Below are 13,845 nucleotides of genomic sequence, written 5' to 3'. Positions count from 1 at the left end.
GGTGCGGTCGCCATGCGTCGGGTCAGCCGAGGTACGCGAGCACGGCGAGGACGCGGCGGTGGTCCTCACCGGTGTCCTCCAGGGCGAGCTTGCCGAAGATGCTCGACACGTGCTTCTCGACGGCTCCGGTGCCGATCACGAGCGCACGGGCGATGGCGGCGTTCGTGCGCCCCTCGGCCATCAGCCCGAGGACCTCGCGCTCGCGGGGCGTCAGGGCGGCGAGCGGGTCCCGCCGGCGACCCATGAGCTGCGTGACGACCTCGGGGTCGAGCACGGTGCCACCCGCGGCGATGCGCCGGACGGCGTCGTCGATCTCCTCGAGCCGGGTCACGCGGTCCTTGAGCAGGTACCCGATGCCGGTCGCCCCGGCGGCCAGGACGTCCTCGGCGTAGGTGGCCTCGACGTACTGGGACAGCAGCAGGACCCCGGTGCGGGGTGCGAGGCGGCGGGTGGCGACGGCGGCGCGCACACCCTCGTCGGTGAAGGTCGGCGGCATCCGCACGTCCATGACGACCACGTCGGGGGCACCGTCGGGCAGCGTGGCGAGGAAGGCGTCCGCGTCGGCGTACTGGCCGACGACGTCGATGCCGGCCTCGTCGAGCACGCGGGCGAGCCCCTCGCGCAGGAGCACCGCGTCGTCGACGACGACGGCCCGGATGCGTGCTGCACCCGGGCCGTCGCTCATGCCGACCAGCCTAGTGGGAGCGGGTGCGCCGACGGTGGCGCCGGGCCGCTCCCGACGCCGTCACCCGCGGACGACGGGGACGCCGTTCAGGGCTCCGAGCGGGATCCGGGCGGTGGCCTCGGTCGGACCACCCTCGGGGCTGTTCACGACGAGTTCGCCGTCGAGGGCGCGCATCCGACCCATCAGGCCCTCGATGCCGTGGCCCTCCTGCGGTCGTGCGCCACCACGGCCGTCGTCGGTGACGCTGACCGTCAGGTACCAGAGGCCCGAGGCGTCGACGATGAGCCCGAGGTACACGCCGGCCGTCGAGGCACCGGCGTGCTTCGTCGTGTTCGTCAGGAGCTCGCTCACCGTGAAGTAGACGTTGCGCTGGATCTCCGTCGCGAGCTCGAGCCCCTCGGGCAGGCGGACGTCGAGCCCGACGGTGATCGGCGTCCGGGCAACCAGTGCCTCGAGCGCTGCCACGAGTCCGCGGTCGAGCAGGATCGGCGGTGCGAAGCCGCGGGACAGGGCGCGGAGCTCGTCGAGGGCGTCCTGCGCGTGCTCGGTCGCCTCGCCGATGAGCCGCTTCGCCTTCTCCGGGTCGCGGTCGAAGGCGCGCTCGGCAGCGGCGAGGTCCATGCGGAGCCGGACGAGCCGCTGCTGCGGACCGTCGTGCAGGTCGCGCTCGATCTGGCGCAGAGCCTGGCCCTCGGCCGTCACGGCACCCGCGCGGGAGGCCTGCAGCCCGGCGACGCGCTGCTCGAGCTGCTCGGCACGGAAGCCGCCGAGCAGACCGAGGTCGATCCAGTAGTGGGCGAGCACGGAGCCACGTGCCCAGAGGGGCAGGAGCGCCACCGACGCGGCCATCGACAGCAGGCCGAGGAGTCCGATCGCGAGCAGCGCACCACTGTCCGAGCTGGGCAGGTACATGCCGCCCACGCCGAGGAAGCCCCAGGCGACGGCGACCACGAACGGCCAAGCGAACCCGGCGAGGAGCACGACACCGGCTCCCACGGTCACGAGTGCCGCGAGCGGGTAGACCACGGCCGCGTGCAGCAGGTAGAGCCAGTAGTGCGGGTTCGCCACCGCGGACCCGGTGCGCGTCCACCAGTTCTGCTGCCACCGCGGCGTCCAGTCCACCGGACGGATCGGCCGGGGGTCGGCCCAGCCGATGCGGGTCTTCTCGAACTGGCCGAGCCACCGCGCCACGAACAGCGCGATGAAGAACATCAGGAGCACGAACGGGTTGAACAGGTCGCGCAGGCCCCGCCCGAACAGCGCCGCGGGGAACGCCGCGTACAGCGTGCAGAGCAGCACGGCCGTCAGCGCCATGTAGCCGAAGTCGCGCGGCAGGCGACGCCAGGCCTCGCGGTAGAAGCGACCGGCGGTCATGCCGGAGCCGGCACCACCCCCGCTCCCCGGCGCGCCCGCGGCGGCGAAGGGTTGCTGCCCCGCTGCACCCGCTGCACCCGCGGCGGCGAAGGGCTGCTCCCCCGGAGCGGCCGCCCGCCCCGTGGTCGGTGTCGCACCCCATCCCGAGGGCGCCGAGGACGGGCCGCCGTCGGGCGTGCGGGGCTGTTCGGGCATCGGCTTCGTGGCTCCCTGGGGCACGGCTCCGTCGAGCGGGACGGTCTGTGCACGATCGGCGGCGTGGTCGTCCAGCGGGACGGTCTCGGCCTGGTCGAGGCGGTCGGTGTCGGTCATGGGTCCAGCCTCACGGAGCCCGTCCCCGCGTCCCATCCTGCCGTCTCCCGGATCGGGGGTGGGGTTGTCCCCACCCCCTGTGCCCGTCGCGCCGTCAGACCAGGGCGGCGGCGACCTCCGGGGACTCCTCGGGGACCGACCACGGGCGGTGCGTCATGCCGCTGTCCCCGCGGAACGACACGACGGCGCCGGTCTCGTCGCGCGCGTAGGTGATCCGCTCGTCCACCGAGCCGAAGCGGTTCCCCGACGCCATCAGGAGCGTGTCCTCGTCGACGACGGCCAGGCGCACCGGGGACTCGGTCGGCACCGGCTGCGTCGGGTCGATCGCGAGCAGCCGGTCCCCCACCCGTGCGACGTCGGTGATGCCCTCGAACGTCGTGAACCGTCCCGTGTACCGGTCGGTGTCGACGCCCTCGGGCAGCTCGGGACCGGGGGCGTGCTCGTCGGCCGCGGCGTCGAGCAGGTGCACGATGCCCGTCGCGAGCATCCCCGCCGGGCCGGTCGCGCTGCTCGTCAGGACGGAGACGACGAGCGACGACGCCGGGTCGAACACCGTCTGGGTGATCTGGCCGGGGAAGCCGCCGGAGTGCCCACGGACCTCGCGCCCGCCGATCCGGTCGACGATGAAGCCCGCGCCGTAGCCCCGCGCGGCCGGATCGGTGTCGAGCGCGCTCCAGGCCTTCCGCTGCGCCAGGCGCTTCGCGTGGTCGGACAGCAGCGAACCCCGGCCGGGCACGTGCGCCGAGAAGTACCGGACGAGGTCGGACGCGGTGCCGTGGAAGCCCGTCGCCGCGGCGAGCGCCCCGGTCGTGACGTGCGGGACACGCTGGCGGGTGCGGGCGGTGTGCAGGCCCGTGTAGCCGACGACGAACTCGTCCTCGCGCGCCGGGTCGTACTCCGGCCCGGTGCCGGTGAGTCCGAGCGGCTCGACGATCGCACGCCGCACGTGCTCGGCGTAGGTCGTGCCGGTGACGGCCTCGATGACGAGTCCGAGCAGGCCGTAGCCGAGGTTCGAGTAGTTGAAGGCCGAGCCGACGGGGACCTTCGCGCCGCCCTCGACCACGAGCGCGACGAGCTGGTCGGCGTCCGGGAACGGGTGGTCGAGCGCCCAGTGGTCGCCGTCGGCACCGTCACGCACGACACCGCCGCCCATCTCCATGAGCTCGCGCACCGTCGCGTCGGCGATCGGCGACCCGGCGTCGACGAGGGCGGGCACGAACGACCCGACGGTGTCGTCGAGCCGCAGCGCGCCGGCGTCGGCGAGCTGCAGCAGCGCGGTCGCGGTGAAGGTCTTCGAGTGCGACGCGATCCGGAACAGGTCCGTGGTCGTCAGGCGCCGTCCGGCCTCGACGTCCGCGTGACCCCAGGCCTCGGAGAACAGCACCTCGTCCTCGAATCCGATCGCGACCTGCACGCCCGGGAGCCGGAGCTGCCACACCTTGTAGTCGATCCACTCACGGACGTAGGGCAGGACGGACTCGTACGCGGCGCGCTTCTCCATGCCGACCAGCCTCGCATGTGCCACGCTCGTCGCATGCGGCACACACCCCACTTCCTCATGACCGACGTCGACGAGGTGCGACGTCTGATCGACGGGTACCCGTGGGCGACGATCGTGTCGCACACCGCCCAGGGGCTCGTCGCCTCGCACTACCCGTTCCTGCTCGAGGCGCCGGGACCGGACGACGATCCCGACGCGCTCGTCCTCGTGTCGCACGTCGGCCGACCGGACGAGGTCGCGCACGAGCTCGGCCAGCACGAGGTCCTCGTCGTGTTCCAGGGCCCGCACGGCTACGTCTCCCCCGCCTGGTACCCACCGGAGCAGTTCGTCCCGACCTGGGACCACGTGACGGCGCACTGCTGGGGCACGCCGGAGATCCTGTCCGACGAGGAGAACTTCCGGGTGCTCGGCGAGCTGGTCGACCACTTCGAGCGCGTGATGCCCGAGCCGGTGTCCCTCGACGTCGACCCCGCGACCGCCCGCCGCGCGGCGAAGGGCACCGTCGGCATCCGCATCCGGGTCACCCGGTTCGACGCCCGCGCGAAGCTCTCGCAGAACAAGGCTCCCGAGGTCGTCGAGCGGATCGTCGCCGGGCTCCGCGGCGACGGCCCGTACGCCTCGCCAGCGCTCGCCGACGCCGTCGAACGCGCCCAGGTGGCGCGCCAGGATGACCGGGAGGCATCGTGACCGACGTCCTGCTCCGCACCGTCCGCCGGGTGGGCACCTCCGGCGCGCCGTGCGACGTCCGCATCGTCGGCGGCCGCGTCGACGCGGTCGCCCCCGCCGGCACGCTCGACCCGCCCACGGGCGCCGACACCGACGTCGTCGAGACCGACGGCGCGTGGCTCGGTCCGGGGCTCGTCGACCACCACGTGCACTTCGACCAGTGGGCCCTCGTCCGCCGGCGCGTCGACGTGTCCGCCTGCACGTCGGCGGAGGCGACGGCCGAGGCGCTCGCCGCGGTCGCGCGCACCGGGGTGTCGGACCTGGTGCTCGTCGGCCACGGCTACCGCGACGGGACCTGGCCGCGCCCCGCACGACGCGAGCTGCTCGACGGAGCCGCACCGGGCCTCCCGGTCGTCGTCATCAGCGCCGACCTGCACGCCGTGTGGTGCAACGCGCTCGCGCTCGCCCACTGCTCGGCGCTCGTCGGACGGCCGCTCGCTGCCGGGGACGACGGGGTCCTGCGCGAGCAGGACGCCTTCGACGTGACCGCGGTGCTGTCCCGGGTGCCGGACGACGTGCTCGACGACTGGGCGGCGGAGGCGGTCGACGCAGCGACCGCCCGCGGCGTGACGCGTGTCGTCGACCTCGAGATGGTGTCCGGACTCGACCGCTGGACGCGACGGGTCCGCGCCGGCACCGACGGCCTGCGGGTGGACTGCGGGGTGTACCCGGGCGACCTCGACGCGGCGATCGCCCGTGGTCTCCGGACCGGCGACGTCGTGGACGGTACCCGTGGTCTGGTCCGGACGGGTCCGTTCAAGGTGATCACCGACGGCTCGCTCGGCACCCGGACCGCCGCGTTGACGTCGGGCGAGGGGGTGCTCGCGTACCCGTTCGAGGACCTCGTCGCGATGGTCCGGCGCGCGGTCGACGCCGGACTCGTCCCCGCCGTGCACGCGATCGGCGACCGGGCGAACACCCTCGCGCTCGACGTGTTCGAGGCCGTGGGCGCGCGGGGCAGCATCGAGCACGCCCAGCTGCTCGTCGACACCGACGTCGACCGGTTCGCCCGGCTCGGGGTCGCTGCGTCCGTCCAGCCCGAGCACGCGATGGACGACCGGGACATCGCGGACCGGTACTGGGCGGGCATGACCGACCGGGCCTTCCCGTTCGCGTCGCTGCACCGGGCCGGTGCGGAGCTCCGGCTCGGGTCGGATGCTCCCGTGGCGCCGCTCGACCCGTGGGTGTCGATGGCGGCCGCGGTCGGGCGGGACCGCGACGGACGCACACCGTGGCACCCGTCCGAGCGGCTGGCGGCGCTGACCGCGTGGCGCGGCTCGACCGAGGGCGGTCGGGTCGGGGTGTCCGTCGGCGACGTCGCCGACCTGGTGCTGCTCGCCGCGGACCCGCTGGCGGTCGCCGACTCGGCGTCGCTGCGGCACGCCGAGGTGCTCGGGACCGCGATCGCGGGACGGTTCACGCACCGCGACCTGTAGCGGCCCCGGCTCGTCCTGGTCCCCTGGCTCCTCCTGGTCCCCGGCGTTACTCCTGGTCCTTCGGGCACCAGTAGAGCTTGCGTCCGGCCATGTCCGCCATCCGGATCTCGGTGCCGCACACCCGGCAGGGCTCCCCCTCGCGGTGGTACACCCAGTGGCGGTCCTTCCGCGAGCGCACCGCCTTGGCGTGGTCGGCCTCGGACAGGTCGTCCATGGTCAGCATGAGGCCGTCACGGACCCCCGCGTGCAGCAGCTTCGACCAGTCCTGCCAGAGCGCCTTCGCCTGCTCGACGGTGATCTTCCTGCCGGGCTTGTACGGGTCGATGCGCTGCCGGAAGAGCAGCTCGGCCCGGTAGATGTTGCCGATGCCCGCGACGACGGCCTGGTCCATGAGCAGCTGCCCGATCGCGACGTTCCGCTTCCGGACGTTGTCGACGAAGGTCTGCTCGGCCTCCGGGCCGTCGTCGTTGATCGGGTCCGGCCCGAGCTTGTCGAGCGCGCGCTGCACCCCGGCCGGGTCCTCGACGACGCAGGCCGTCGGTCCGCGGAGGTCGGCGACGGTGTCCTCGGTCAGGATGCGGACGCGCACCTGGCCGACCGGGTCCGGCGGGAAGGACTCGATCGGGTCCTCCGACTTCTCCTGCTCGGCCATCCGGTACCGGGCGAGCCGCGGGGCGCCGATCGACGACAGCGACTCCTCGCCGTCGCCGTCCTCGGACAGGGCCTCGGCCGACGAGATCACGCCCGCGAAGTCCCACGCCCCGTAGAGCCCGAGGTGGACGCGGAGGAACAGGTCGTCCTCGAACTCGAGGAACATCTGCTTCGCCACGGCCCGGGCGGCGACCATGCGCTTGCCGTCGAGCTGGGCGGCACCGGCGGCGAACCGCCCCTGCGGACTGGAGACCTCGCAGCGCTTGCCGACGAAGTGCCGGGAGAACTGGTTCGCGATGCGGTGGACGGAGTGACCCTCTGGCATCGGTCCTGTCTACCCGGACTACTCGTCGATCTGCCGACCGGCGATGTGCCCCGTCGTCTCGTACTCGGCCAGCTGCGCGATGCGGCGAGCGTGACGCTCCTCGCCCGAGAAGGGCTCGGCGACGAAGAGGTCGACGAAGCGCATCGCTTCCTCCTCGGTGTGCTGGCGCGCGCCGATCGAGATGACGTTCGCGTCGTTGTGCTGGCGGGCGAGGAGCGCGGTCGACTCGTTCCAGACCAGCGCGGCGCGGATGCCCTCCACCTTGTTCGCGGCGATCTGCTCGCCGTTGCCCGACCCGCCGAAGACGACGCCGAGCGCCTCGACGCCCGCGCGCTGGTCCTGCACGACGGCGTGCGCGGCGTTGATGCAGAACGAGGGGTAGTCGTCCAGCGCGTCGTACTCGGTCGGCCCGTGGTCGACGACCTCGTGCCCCGCCTCGGTGAGGTGCTGGGCGAGGGTCTTGGTGAACTCGAGGCCGGCGTGGTCCGTTCCGAGGTGGATGCGCATGGCTCCGATCCTATTCCCGGCCCCGAGGGGCCCGGACCACCACGACGAAGTACCGCACGGGCTCCGCGCCGGGGTTCCGGTAGACCACGTCGGCGGGCTCACCGAGCTCGATGCGGTCGCCGGCACCGAGCCGGGTGGGCTCGTCGCCGACGACGACCTCGAGCACACCGTCGACCACCCAGATGCAGTGCCGCAGGAACGCGTAGGCGGACGCCGGGTACGCCACCTGCGCACCGGCCGGGAGGCGCACCTCGGTGACGTCCGCGGGGAAGTCGGCGCTCGAGACCGGACGACGGCGGTACCCGGTCTCGGGATCGGTCCAGGAGTCGGCGGTCACCCCGCGCTGGACGCCACGCGCCTCGTCCGGGTCGGTCGCCCTGGGCACCTCGTGGTCGAGTGCCTCGTCGAGGAGCTGCGAGATCGTGAGTCCGAACGCCCCGGACAGCCGCCCGAGGATCGTCGCCGTCGGACTGGACACCCCGCGCTCGACGCGGTTGATCATCGCGCGGGAGACGCCGGACTCCTCGGCGAGCTCGGTCAGGCTCCACTTCCGCTCGGTGCGGAGGCGCTGCAGTCGCTCCCCCAGGCGACGCTGGTCGGCGTCGTCCGGGTGCTCGGTGACCGGTTCCACCGTCGCCGAGAAGTCGTCTACGATCTGAGACATGGCGACAGCATATGCGACGGGGTCGGCGTCCTCGGTCACGGTCCGCGACTGCGAGCCGCGTGACCTCGACGTCGTCCACGCCCTGCACGTCGACGCCGTGCTGCACTCGACCGCGATCTGGCAGGAGGAGCCGCACCCGCGGGAGTACTTCGACGGCTGGCTCGCGGAGCGCCGGGCTGCCGGGCTGCCCGTCCTGGTCGCCGAGGTCGACGGCGCCGTCGCCGGGTACGTCACCTACAGCGCCTTCCGGCCGCACCAGGGGTACCGGCACACCGTGGAGCACAGCGTCTACGTCGTCCCGGCGTTCCGCGGTCGGCGCATCGCCACCGTGCTCATGGACGCGCTCGTCGCGCACGCCCGCTCGGCCGGCGTGCACGTCCTGATGGCGGGCATCTGCTCGACGAACACCGGCTCGATCGCCCTCCACGAGCGACTCGGCTTCACCACCGTCGGCGTGCTGCCCGAGGTCGGGCGGAAGTTCGACCGGTGGCTCGACCTGACCCTGATGCGGTTGCCCCTGTCCTGACGGGGCGTCGGACGGACGGCAGGCGCGGGGCGGAGCCGCACCGCGCCTCCCGTCCGTCCGTCCACCGGTCGCGTCGTGGACGCCGGCCGGGCTACTCGACGGTGTCGAAGATCGGACCGACCGTCCGCGAACGCTTGAGCTCGAAGAAGCCGGGGACCTTCGCGACGGCGACGACGCCGTCCCACAGGTCGAGCGCCTCCTGGCCCTTCGGCGCCGGGGAGATGACCGGGCCGAAGAACGCGGTGCCCTCGACGGCGATGACCGGGGTGCCGACGTCCTGACCGACCCGGTCGATGCCGTCCTGGTGGCTCGCACGGACGGCCTGGTCGACCTCGTCGGTCCACGCGTACTCGAGCAGGTCCTCGTCGAGGTCGAGCTCGCGGAGCACGGCGGGCACGACCTGGTCGGGGTCGGACTCCTGGCGGTGGTGGACGTGCTCGCCGAGCGCGTCGTACAGCGGCTTGACGACGTCCTGGCCGTGACGGAGCAGCGCGGCGGTGACGATGCGCGGGTAGAGCTGTCCCGTGTGGATGCGCTCCCGGTAATCGTCCGGGATGTCCTGGTCCTCGTTGAGGACGAAGAGGCTCATCACCTTCCAGGTCACGTCGATCGGGCGCTGGCGCTCGACCTCGCCGACCCAGCGGCTCGTCATCCAGGCCCACGGGCAGTTCGGGTCGAACCAGAACTCCACGGCGGTGCGGGCGGTCTCGGTGTTGTCCACAGTCGTCTCGGTCACGCTGCGAGCGTACGCGCGCTCGCTAGGCTGATCCCATCGTCCCGACGGCGCACGACGCCTGCCGGGATCCCCTCACCGCGGACATCGATCGTCCGCGCCGCAAGCGAAGTTGGAGCGTCCGTGCCCGGAGAGAACCTCACCAGAACCGAAGCCCAGGAACGCGCCGCGATCGTCGACGTGCAGACGTACGACGTCGAGCTGGACCTGACCCGCGGGGCCGAGACCTTCGGCAGCACCACGCGCGTCCGGTTCACCGCGACGCCCGGCGCCTCGACCTTCATCGACGCGATCACGAAGACCGTGCACTCGATCACCCTGAACGGCTCGGCGCTCGACGTCGCCGCGGTGAACGACGGCGTGCGCATCCAGCTCGACGACCTGCAGGAGCAGAACGAGCTCGTGGTCGTCGCCGACGCGATGTACACGAACACGGGCGAGGGCCTGCACCGCTTCGTCGACCCGGTCGACGACGAGGTCTACCTGTACTCCCAGTTCGAGGTCCCGGACTCGCGCCGGATGTTCGCGGTGTTCGAGCAGCCCGACCTCAAGGCCGAGTTCTCCTTCACCGTCACGGCACCGTCGCGCTGGCAGGTCGTCTCGAACTCCCCGACGCCCGAGCCCCACGTCGACGGCGAGATCGCCACGTGGGCGTTCAGCCCGACCGCGACGATCTCGAGCTACATCACCGCGCTCGTCGCCGGCCCGTACGAGGTCGTCCGCGACGAGCTCACGAGTCGCGACGGTCGGACCATCCCGCTCGGCGTCTTCGCGCGGCGCTCGCTCGCCGAGTACCTCGACCCCGAGTACGTGTTCGAGACGACCAAGAAGGGCTTCGCCTACTACGAGGAGAAGTTCGACGTCCCGTACCCGTTCGAGAAGTACGACCAGCTCTTCGTGCCGGAGTTCAACGCCGGCGCGATGGAGAACGCGGGCTGCGTGACCTTCACCGAGACCTACGTCTTCCGCTCGAAGGTCACCGACGCCATCAAGGAGCGCCGGGTCGTCACGATCCTGCACGAGCTCGCGCACATGTGGTTCGGCGACCTCGTCACCATGAAGTGGTGGAACGACCTGTGGCTGAACGAGTCGTTCGCCGAGTGGGCGTCGACCATCGCCACCGCCGAGGCCACCGAGTGGACCGAGGCGTGGACCACCTTCCAGGCGATGGAGAAGTCCTGGGCCTACCGCCAGGACCAGCTCCCCTCGACGCACCCGATCGTCGCGACGATCAACGACCTCGAGGACGTCCAGGTCAACTTCGACGGCATCACGTACGCCAAGGGCGGTTCCGTCCTCAAGCAGCTCGTGGCGTGGGTCGGCATCGACGCGTTCTTCGCAGGCGTCTCGGCCTACTTCACGAAGCACCACCACGGCAACACCGAGCTCCGCGACCTGCTCGTCGAGCTCGAGGCGACCAGCGGCCGCGACCTGTCCGAGTGGTCGCAGCTGTGGCTCGAGACCGCCGGCGTGAACACGCTGCGCCCCGAGATCGAGGTCGACGAGTCCGGCGTGATCACGTCCTTCGCCGTGCTGCAGGAGGCTCCGGCCGACCACCCGACGCTCCGCCCGCACCGTCTGGCGATCGGCGTCTACGGCTTCACGACGGACGAGTCGGCGCCCTTCGGTGCCGACACCGCGTCGGCCGGCGGCAAGCTCGAGCGCACGCACCGCGTCGAGATCGACGTCGACGGCGCCCGCACCGAGGTCCCCGAGCTCGTCGGCGTGCACCGCGGCGACCTCGTGCTCCTCAACGACGACGACCTGGCCTACGCCAAGATCCGTCTCGACGAGCAGTCCCGCCGCACCGCGATCGAGCACCTCGCCGCGATCGCGAACCCGCTCGCCCGCTCCATCGTCTGGGGCGCGATGTGGGACGCCACGCGCGACGCCGAGTCGCCCGCGAGCGACTACGTCCGCCTGGTGCTCGGCAACATCGCGACCGAGACCGAGTCGACGACGATCCGCACCACGCTCTCGCAGCTGCTGCTGACCGCCCGGAGCTACGTGGCACCGGCGAAGGTCGACGCCACCGTCCGCACCGTGGGCGACACCCTCTGGCAGCTGGCCTCCTCGGCCGAGGCCGGGTCCGACGCCCAGTTCCAGTTCGTGAAGTTCTTCGCGCAGATCGCCTCGACGCCGGAGCACGTCACGACCCTGCAGGGCCTGCGCGACGGGTCCGTCACACTGCAGGGCCTGGAGATCGACACCGACCTGCGCTGGGAGCTGCTCGAGGGCCTCGTCCTCGCCGGTGCTGCCGGTGACGCCGAGGTCGACGCCGAGCTCGCCGCCGACAAGACGGCCTCGGGCGAGCAGGCCGCCGCCCGGGCGCGTGCGACGATCCCGACCGCCGAGGGCAAGCTCGCGGCGTTCTCGTCGCTCGTCGACTCGTCCGAGGCGCCGAACGCCATCGTCCGCCAGACGACCGTCGGCTTCCAGCACACCAACAGCCCGGTCGTCCTCGAGGGGCTCGTGTCGCGGTACTTCGACGTGCTGACCAGCATCTGGGCCGAGCGGAGCTACCACATCGCCGACACGATCGTCAGCGGCCTCTACCCGGCGCCGCTCGCGTCGGTCGAGCTCCGCGACGCCGCGAACGCGTGGCTCGAGGCACACCCGGAGACCCCGGCGCTCCGCCGCATCGTGTCCGAGAACCTCGCGGGCACCGAGCGTGCGCTGCGTGTCCAGGCGGCCGACGCCTGATCCTCGTCCGACGGCAGTGCAGGGGCGGGGCCTCGGTGATCCTCAAGGGTCGCCGAGGCCTCGCCCTCTAGCATCGTCCGGATGATGAACTCGGCAGCGAACACGACCGACGACGTCTCGAAGTGGGCGTCGAACGCATTCACCCAGTTCGTCGACACCTGGCAAGCACCGATCACGATCGTCATCACGGTGATCGCGGCGATCATCCTGCGGCTGATCCTCCGGCGCGTGATCAAGGGCGTCGTCGACCAGGTGGTCAACGGGGCGAAGCGCCGCCAGAACGTCGATGACACCCAGGCACTCATCGCCTCGCCGGTGCAGACCGCCCGCGTCGTGCAACGGACCCGGACCCTCGGCAGTGTGCTCGAGAACCTGGCGACCGTCGTCGTCGTGGTCATCGCGCTGATCGTCATCGTCACCGCCGTGTGGCAGGGCGCGGCCGTCGGGATCGTCGGTGGCGCCTCGCTGATCGCCGCGGGCCTCGCCGTCGGTGCGCAGAGCATCGTGAAGGACCTGCTGTCCGGCGTCTTCATGATCCTCGAGGACCAGGCCGGCGTCGGGGACGTCGTCGACACCGGGCAGGCCACCGGCGTCGTCGAGAACGTCGGACTCCGCGTCATGCAGATCCGCGACGTGAACGGCATCCTGTGGTTCGTCCCGAACGGGCAGATCCTGCGCGTCGGCAACCTGTCCCAGGGCTGGTCGCGCGTGCTGGTCGACATCACCGTCCCGTACGACACCGACATCGACGCCGTGCAGGACGCCCTGCTGCGTGCCGCGGTGACGATGTCCCAGGAGCCGCGCTGGCGTCAGCGGATCGTCGAGAAGCCGGAGATCTGGGGTCTCCAGTCGATCTCCGACGCCGGGATGGTGTTCCGTCTCGTCGTCAAGACCCGCGCGTCCGAGCTCGACGTCGTCGGGCGCGAGATGCGCGTGCGGCTGAAGCGCGCCGTCGACGAGCTCGGCGTCACACTGCCCGCCATGGCGATGATCATGCCCGAGGGGTGGGAGAACGCCACCTCGATCAACGGCCTCCGGTCGGTCCGGACGCAGCCGACGCCCGCACCGACGAAGTCGCGCGGCGGGAAGCGTGGGAACCTGTTCGGACGGGCGATCCGCACCGACGACACCGACCGCGGCCAGGACCCCGGGAAGGACCACCAGTGAGCGACCTCACCCCTCCGGACCGGGGCGGCGTACCGGCGCAGCCGATCACGCTCCGCGTCGGCGAGCACGGCGCCAGCGCGACCGGCTCCCTGTACGAACGCATCGGCGGTGCTCCCACCTTCGACCGGCTGGTCCGACGCTTCTACGAGGGGGTGCAGCAGGACGAGGTCATCTGGCCGATGTACCCGGCTGACGATCTCGACGGTGCGATCTGGCGGCTGTCGGCGTTCCTGCAGCAGTACTGGGGCGGCCCCGGCACGTACAGCGAGGAGCGCGGGCACCCCCGGCTCCGGATGCGTCACAACCCGTTCCGCATCACCTCCGAAGCCCGGGAACGCTGGCTCCACCACATGCACGAGGCCGTCGAGTCGCTGGGGTTGGCGCCCCTCGACGAGGCCGAACTGTGGGCGTACCTCGACCGGGCGGCACACGCGATGACGAACACGTTCGACTGAGCGTCCTCGCCGCTCGATGCCGAGCCGGTCCGCTCGAACCCGGGCCGGTCCGCTCGGTAGCCGGCCGGTCCGCTCGGTAG

Annotated in this window: 13 protein-coding genes; 6 read left to right on the top strand and 7 right to left on the bottom strand. The window is 72.0% G+C overall.

From position 1 onward, the window contains the following. Positions 1–22 precede the first annotated feature (22 nt). From ACH0A8_RS12375 to ACH0A8_RS12365, 3 genes are all read right to left on the bottom strand, one after another. A complete protein-coding gene (locus ACH0A8_RS12375; RefSeq protein WP_271825946.1) occupies positions 23–685 on the bottom strand; it encodes a response regulator transcription factor in 663 nt (220 codons plus the stop codon). 60 nt (positions 686–745) lie between these two features. Further along, positions 746–2,371 carry a sensor histidine kinase gene (locus ACH0A8_RS12370; protein WP_406907293.1) on the bottom strand — a complete coding sequence of 542 codons (1,626 nt, stop codon included), beginning with the start codon at positions 2,369–2,371 and terminating at the stop codon, positions 746–748. Between the two features lie 94 nt (positions 2,372–2,465). Beyond that, positions 2,466–3,872: a serine hydrolase domain-containing protein gene (locus ACH0A8_RS12365; protein ID WP_406907292.1), complete on the bottom strand. Its 1,407-nt coding sequence runs from the start codon at positions 3,870–3,872 to the stop codon at positions 2,466–2,468. Between the two features lie 33 nt (positions 3,873–3,905). On the opposite strand from ACH0A8_RS12365, the gene ACH0A8_RS12360 reads away from it, so the two are divergent. Together ACH0A8_RS12360 and ACH0A8_RS12355 are read left to right on the top strand one after the other, a co-directional pair. Continuing rightward, positions 3,906–4,559, top strand: a complete 654-nt coding sequence (locus tag ACH0A8_RS12360) for an FMN-binding negative transcriptional regulator (protein WP_406907291.1) — start codon at positions 3,906–3,908, stop codon at positions 4,557–4,559. Then, complete coding sequence (locus tag ACH0A8_RS12355) at positions 4,556–6,034, top strand: amidohydrolase (RefSeq protein WP_406907290.1); 1,479 nt, start codon at positions 4,556–4,558, stop codon at positions 6,032–6,034. The genes ACH0A8_RS12360 and ACH0A8_RS12355 overlap by 4 nt, the downstream gene beginning before the upstream one ends. A 46-nt stretch (positions 6,035–6,080) precedes the next feature. Here ACH0A8_RS12355 and ACH0A8_RS12350 read toward each other — a convergent pair whose 3' ends face one another. From ACH0A8_RS12350 to ACH0A8_RS12340, 3 genes are read right to left on the bottom strand one after another with little or no spacing between them, the layout of a single operon-like run. Next, positions 6,081–7,010 carry an Fpg/Nei family DNA glycosylase gene (locus tag ACH0A8_RS12350; protein ID WP_251154770.1) on the bottom strand — a complete coding sequence of 310 codons (930 nt, stop codon included), beginning with the start codon at positions 7,008–7,010 and terminating at the stop codon, positions 6,081–6,083. A gap of 18 nt (positions 7,011–7,028) precedes the next feature. Then, the gene (locus tag ACH0A8_RS12345) at positions 7,029–7,517 is read right to left on the bottom strand and encodes a ribose-5-phosphate isomerase (protein ID WP_251154769.1); all 489 of its coding nucleotides are present in this window, start codon (positions 7,515–7,517) and stop codon (positions 7,029–7,031) included. A gap of 10 nt (positions 7,518–7,527) precedes the next feature. Continuing rightward, complete coding sequence (locus tag ACH0A8_RS12340) at positions 7,528–8,181, bottom strand: helix-turn-helix domain-containing protein (protein ID WP_406907289.1); 654 nt, start codon at positions 8,179–8,181, stop codon at positions 7,528–7,530. Between ACH0A8_RS12340 and ACH0A8_RS12335 the strand changes: the two genes are divergently transcribed. After that, complete coding sequence (locus tag ACH0A8_RS12335; RefSeq protein WP_066653087.1) at positions 8,180–8,707, top strand: GNAT family N-acetyltransferase; 528 nt, start codon at positions 8,180–8,182, stop codon at positions 8,705–8,707. The genes ACH0A8_RS12340 and ACH0A8_RS12335 overlap by 2 nt on opposite strands. 91 nt (positions 8,708–8,798) lie before the next feature. On the opposite strand, the gene ACH0A8_RS12330 is transcribed toward ACH0A8_RS12335, so the two are convergent. Next, positions 8,799–9,443, bottom strand: a complete 645-nt coding sequence (locus ACH0A8_RS12330; protein ID WP_066653084.1) for a DsbA family protein — start codon at positions 9,441–9,443, stop codon at positions 8,799–8,801. Between the two features lie 120 nt (positions 9,444–9,563). Here ACH0A8_RS12330 and pepN point away from each other — a divergent pair, with 120 nt between their 5' ends. The 3 genes from pepN (at position 9,564) to ACH0A8_RS12315 (ending at position 13,765) form a co-directional block, all read left to right on the top strand. Then, the gene (gene pepN, locus ACH0A8_RS12325) at positions 9,564–12,143 is read left to right on the top strand and encodes an aminopeptidase N (RefSeq protein WP_406907288.1); all 2,580 of its coding nucleotides are present in this window, start codon (positions 9,564–9,566) and stop codon (positions 12,141–12,143) included. An 81-nt stretch (positions 12,144–12,224) separates the two neighbouring features. Continuing rightward, positions 12,225–13,310 carry a mechanosensitive ion channel family protein gene (locus tag ACH0A8_RS12320; RefSeq protein ID WP_251154765.1) on the top strand — a complete coding sequence of 362 codons (1,086 nt, stop codon included), beginning with the start codon at positions 12,225–12,227 and terminating at the stop codon, positions 13,308–13,310. A 44-nt stretch (positions 13,311–13,354) separates the two neighbouring features. Beyond that, complete coding sequence (locus tag ACH0A8_RS12315) at positions 13,355–13,765, top strand: globin (protein WP_066657907.1); 411 nt, start codon at positions 13,355–13,357, stop codon at positions 13,763–13,765. Positions 13,766–13,845 lie beyond the last annotated feature (80 nt).

This window comes from Curtobacterium sp. 179-B 9B NHS (genome assembly GCF_045370965.1).
In the GTDB taxonomy this organism is placed as follows: Bacteria; Actinomycetota; Actinomycetes; order Actinomycetales; family Microbacteriaceae; genus Curtobacterium.
This window is presented reverse-complemented; position numbering and strand designations above follow the sequence as displayed.

Excerpts from the sequence above, each read along its gene's own strand:
- ACH0A8_RS12320 (WP_251154765.1), top strand. The coding sequence starts at position 12,225 with ATGATGAACTCGGCAGCGAACACGACCGACGACGTCTCGAAGTGGGCG.
- ACH0A8_RS12335 (WP_066653087.1), top strand. The coding sequence starts at position 8,180 with ATGGCGACAGCATATGCGACGGGGTCGGCGTCCTCGGTCACGGTCCGC.
- ACH0A8_RS12365 (WP_406907292.1), bottom strand. The coding sequence starts at position 3,872 with ATGGAGAAGCGCGCCGCGTACGAGTCCGTCCTGCCCTACGTCCGTGAG.
- ACH0A8_RS12340 (WP_406907289.1), bottom strand. The coding sequence starts at position 8,181 with ATGTCTCAGATCGTAGACGACTTCTCGGCGACGGTGGAACCGGTCACC.
- ACH0A8_RS12350 (WP_251154770.1), bottom strand. The coding sequence starts at position 7,010 with ATGCCAGAGGGTCACTCCGTCCACCGCATCGCGAACCAGTTCTCCCGG.
- ACH0A8_RS12375 (WP_271825946.1), bottom strand. The coding sequence starts at position 685 with ATGAGCGACGGCCCGGGTGCAGCACGCATCCGGGCCGTCGTCGTCGAC.
- ACH0A8_RS12345 (WP_251154769.1), bottom strand. The coding sequence starts at position 7,517 with ATGCGCATCCACCTCGGAACGGACCACGCCGGCCTCGAGTTCACCAAG.
- ACH0A8_RS12370 (WP_406907293.1), bottom strand. The coding sequence starts at position 2,371 with ATGACCGACACCGACCGCCTCGACCAGGCCGAGACCGTCCCGCTGGAC.
- ACH0A8_RS12360 (WP_406907291.1), top strand. The coding sequence starts at position 3,906 with ATGCGGCACACACCCCACTTCCTCATGACCGACGTCGACGAGGTGCGA.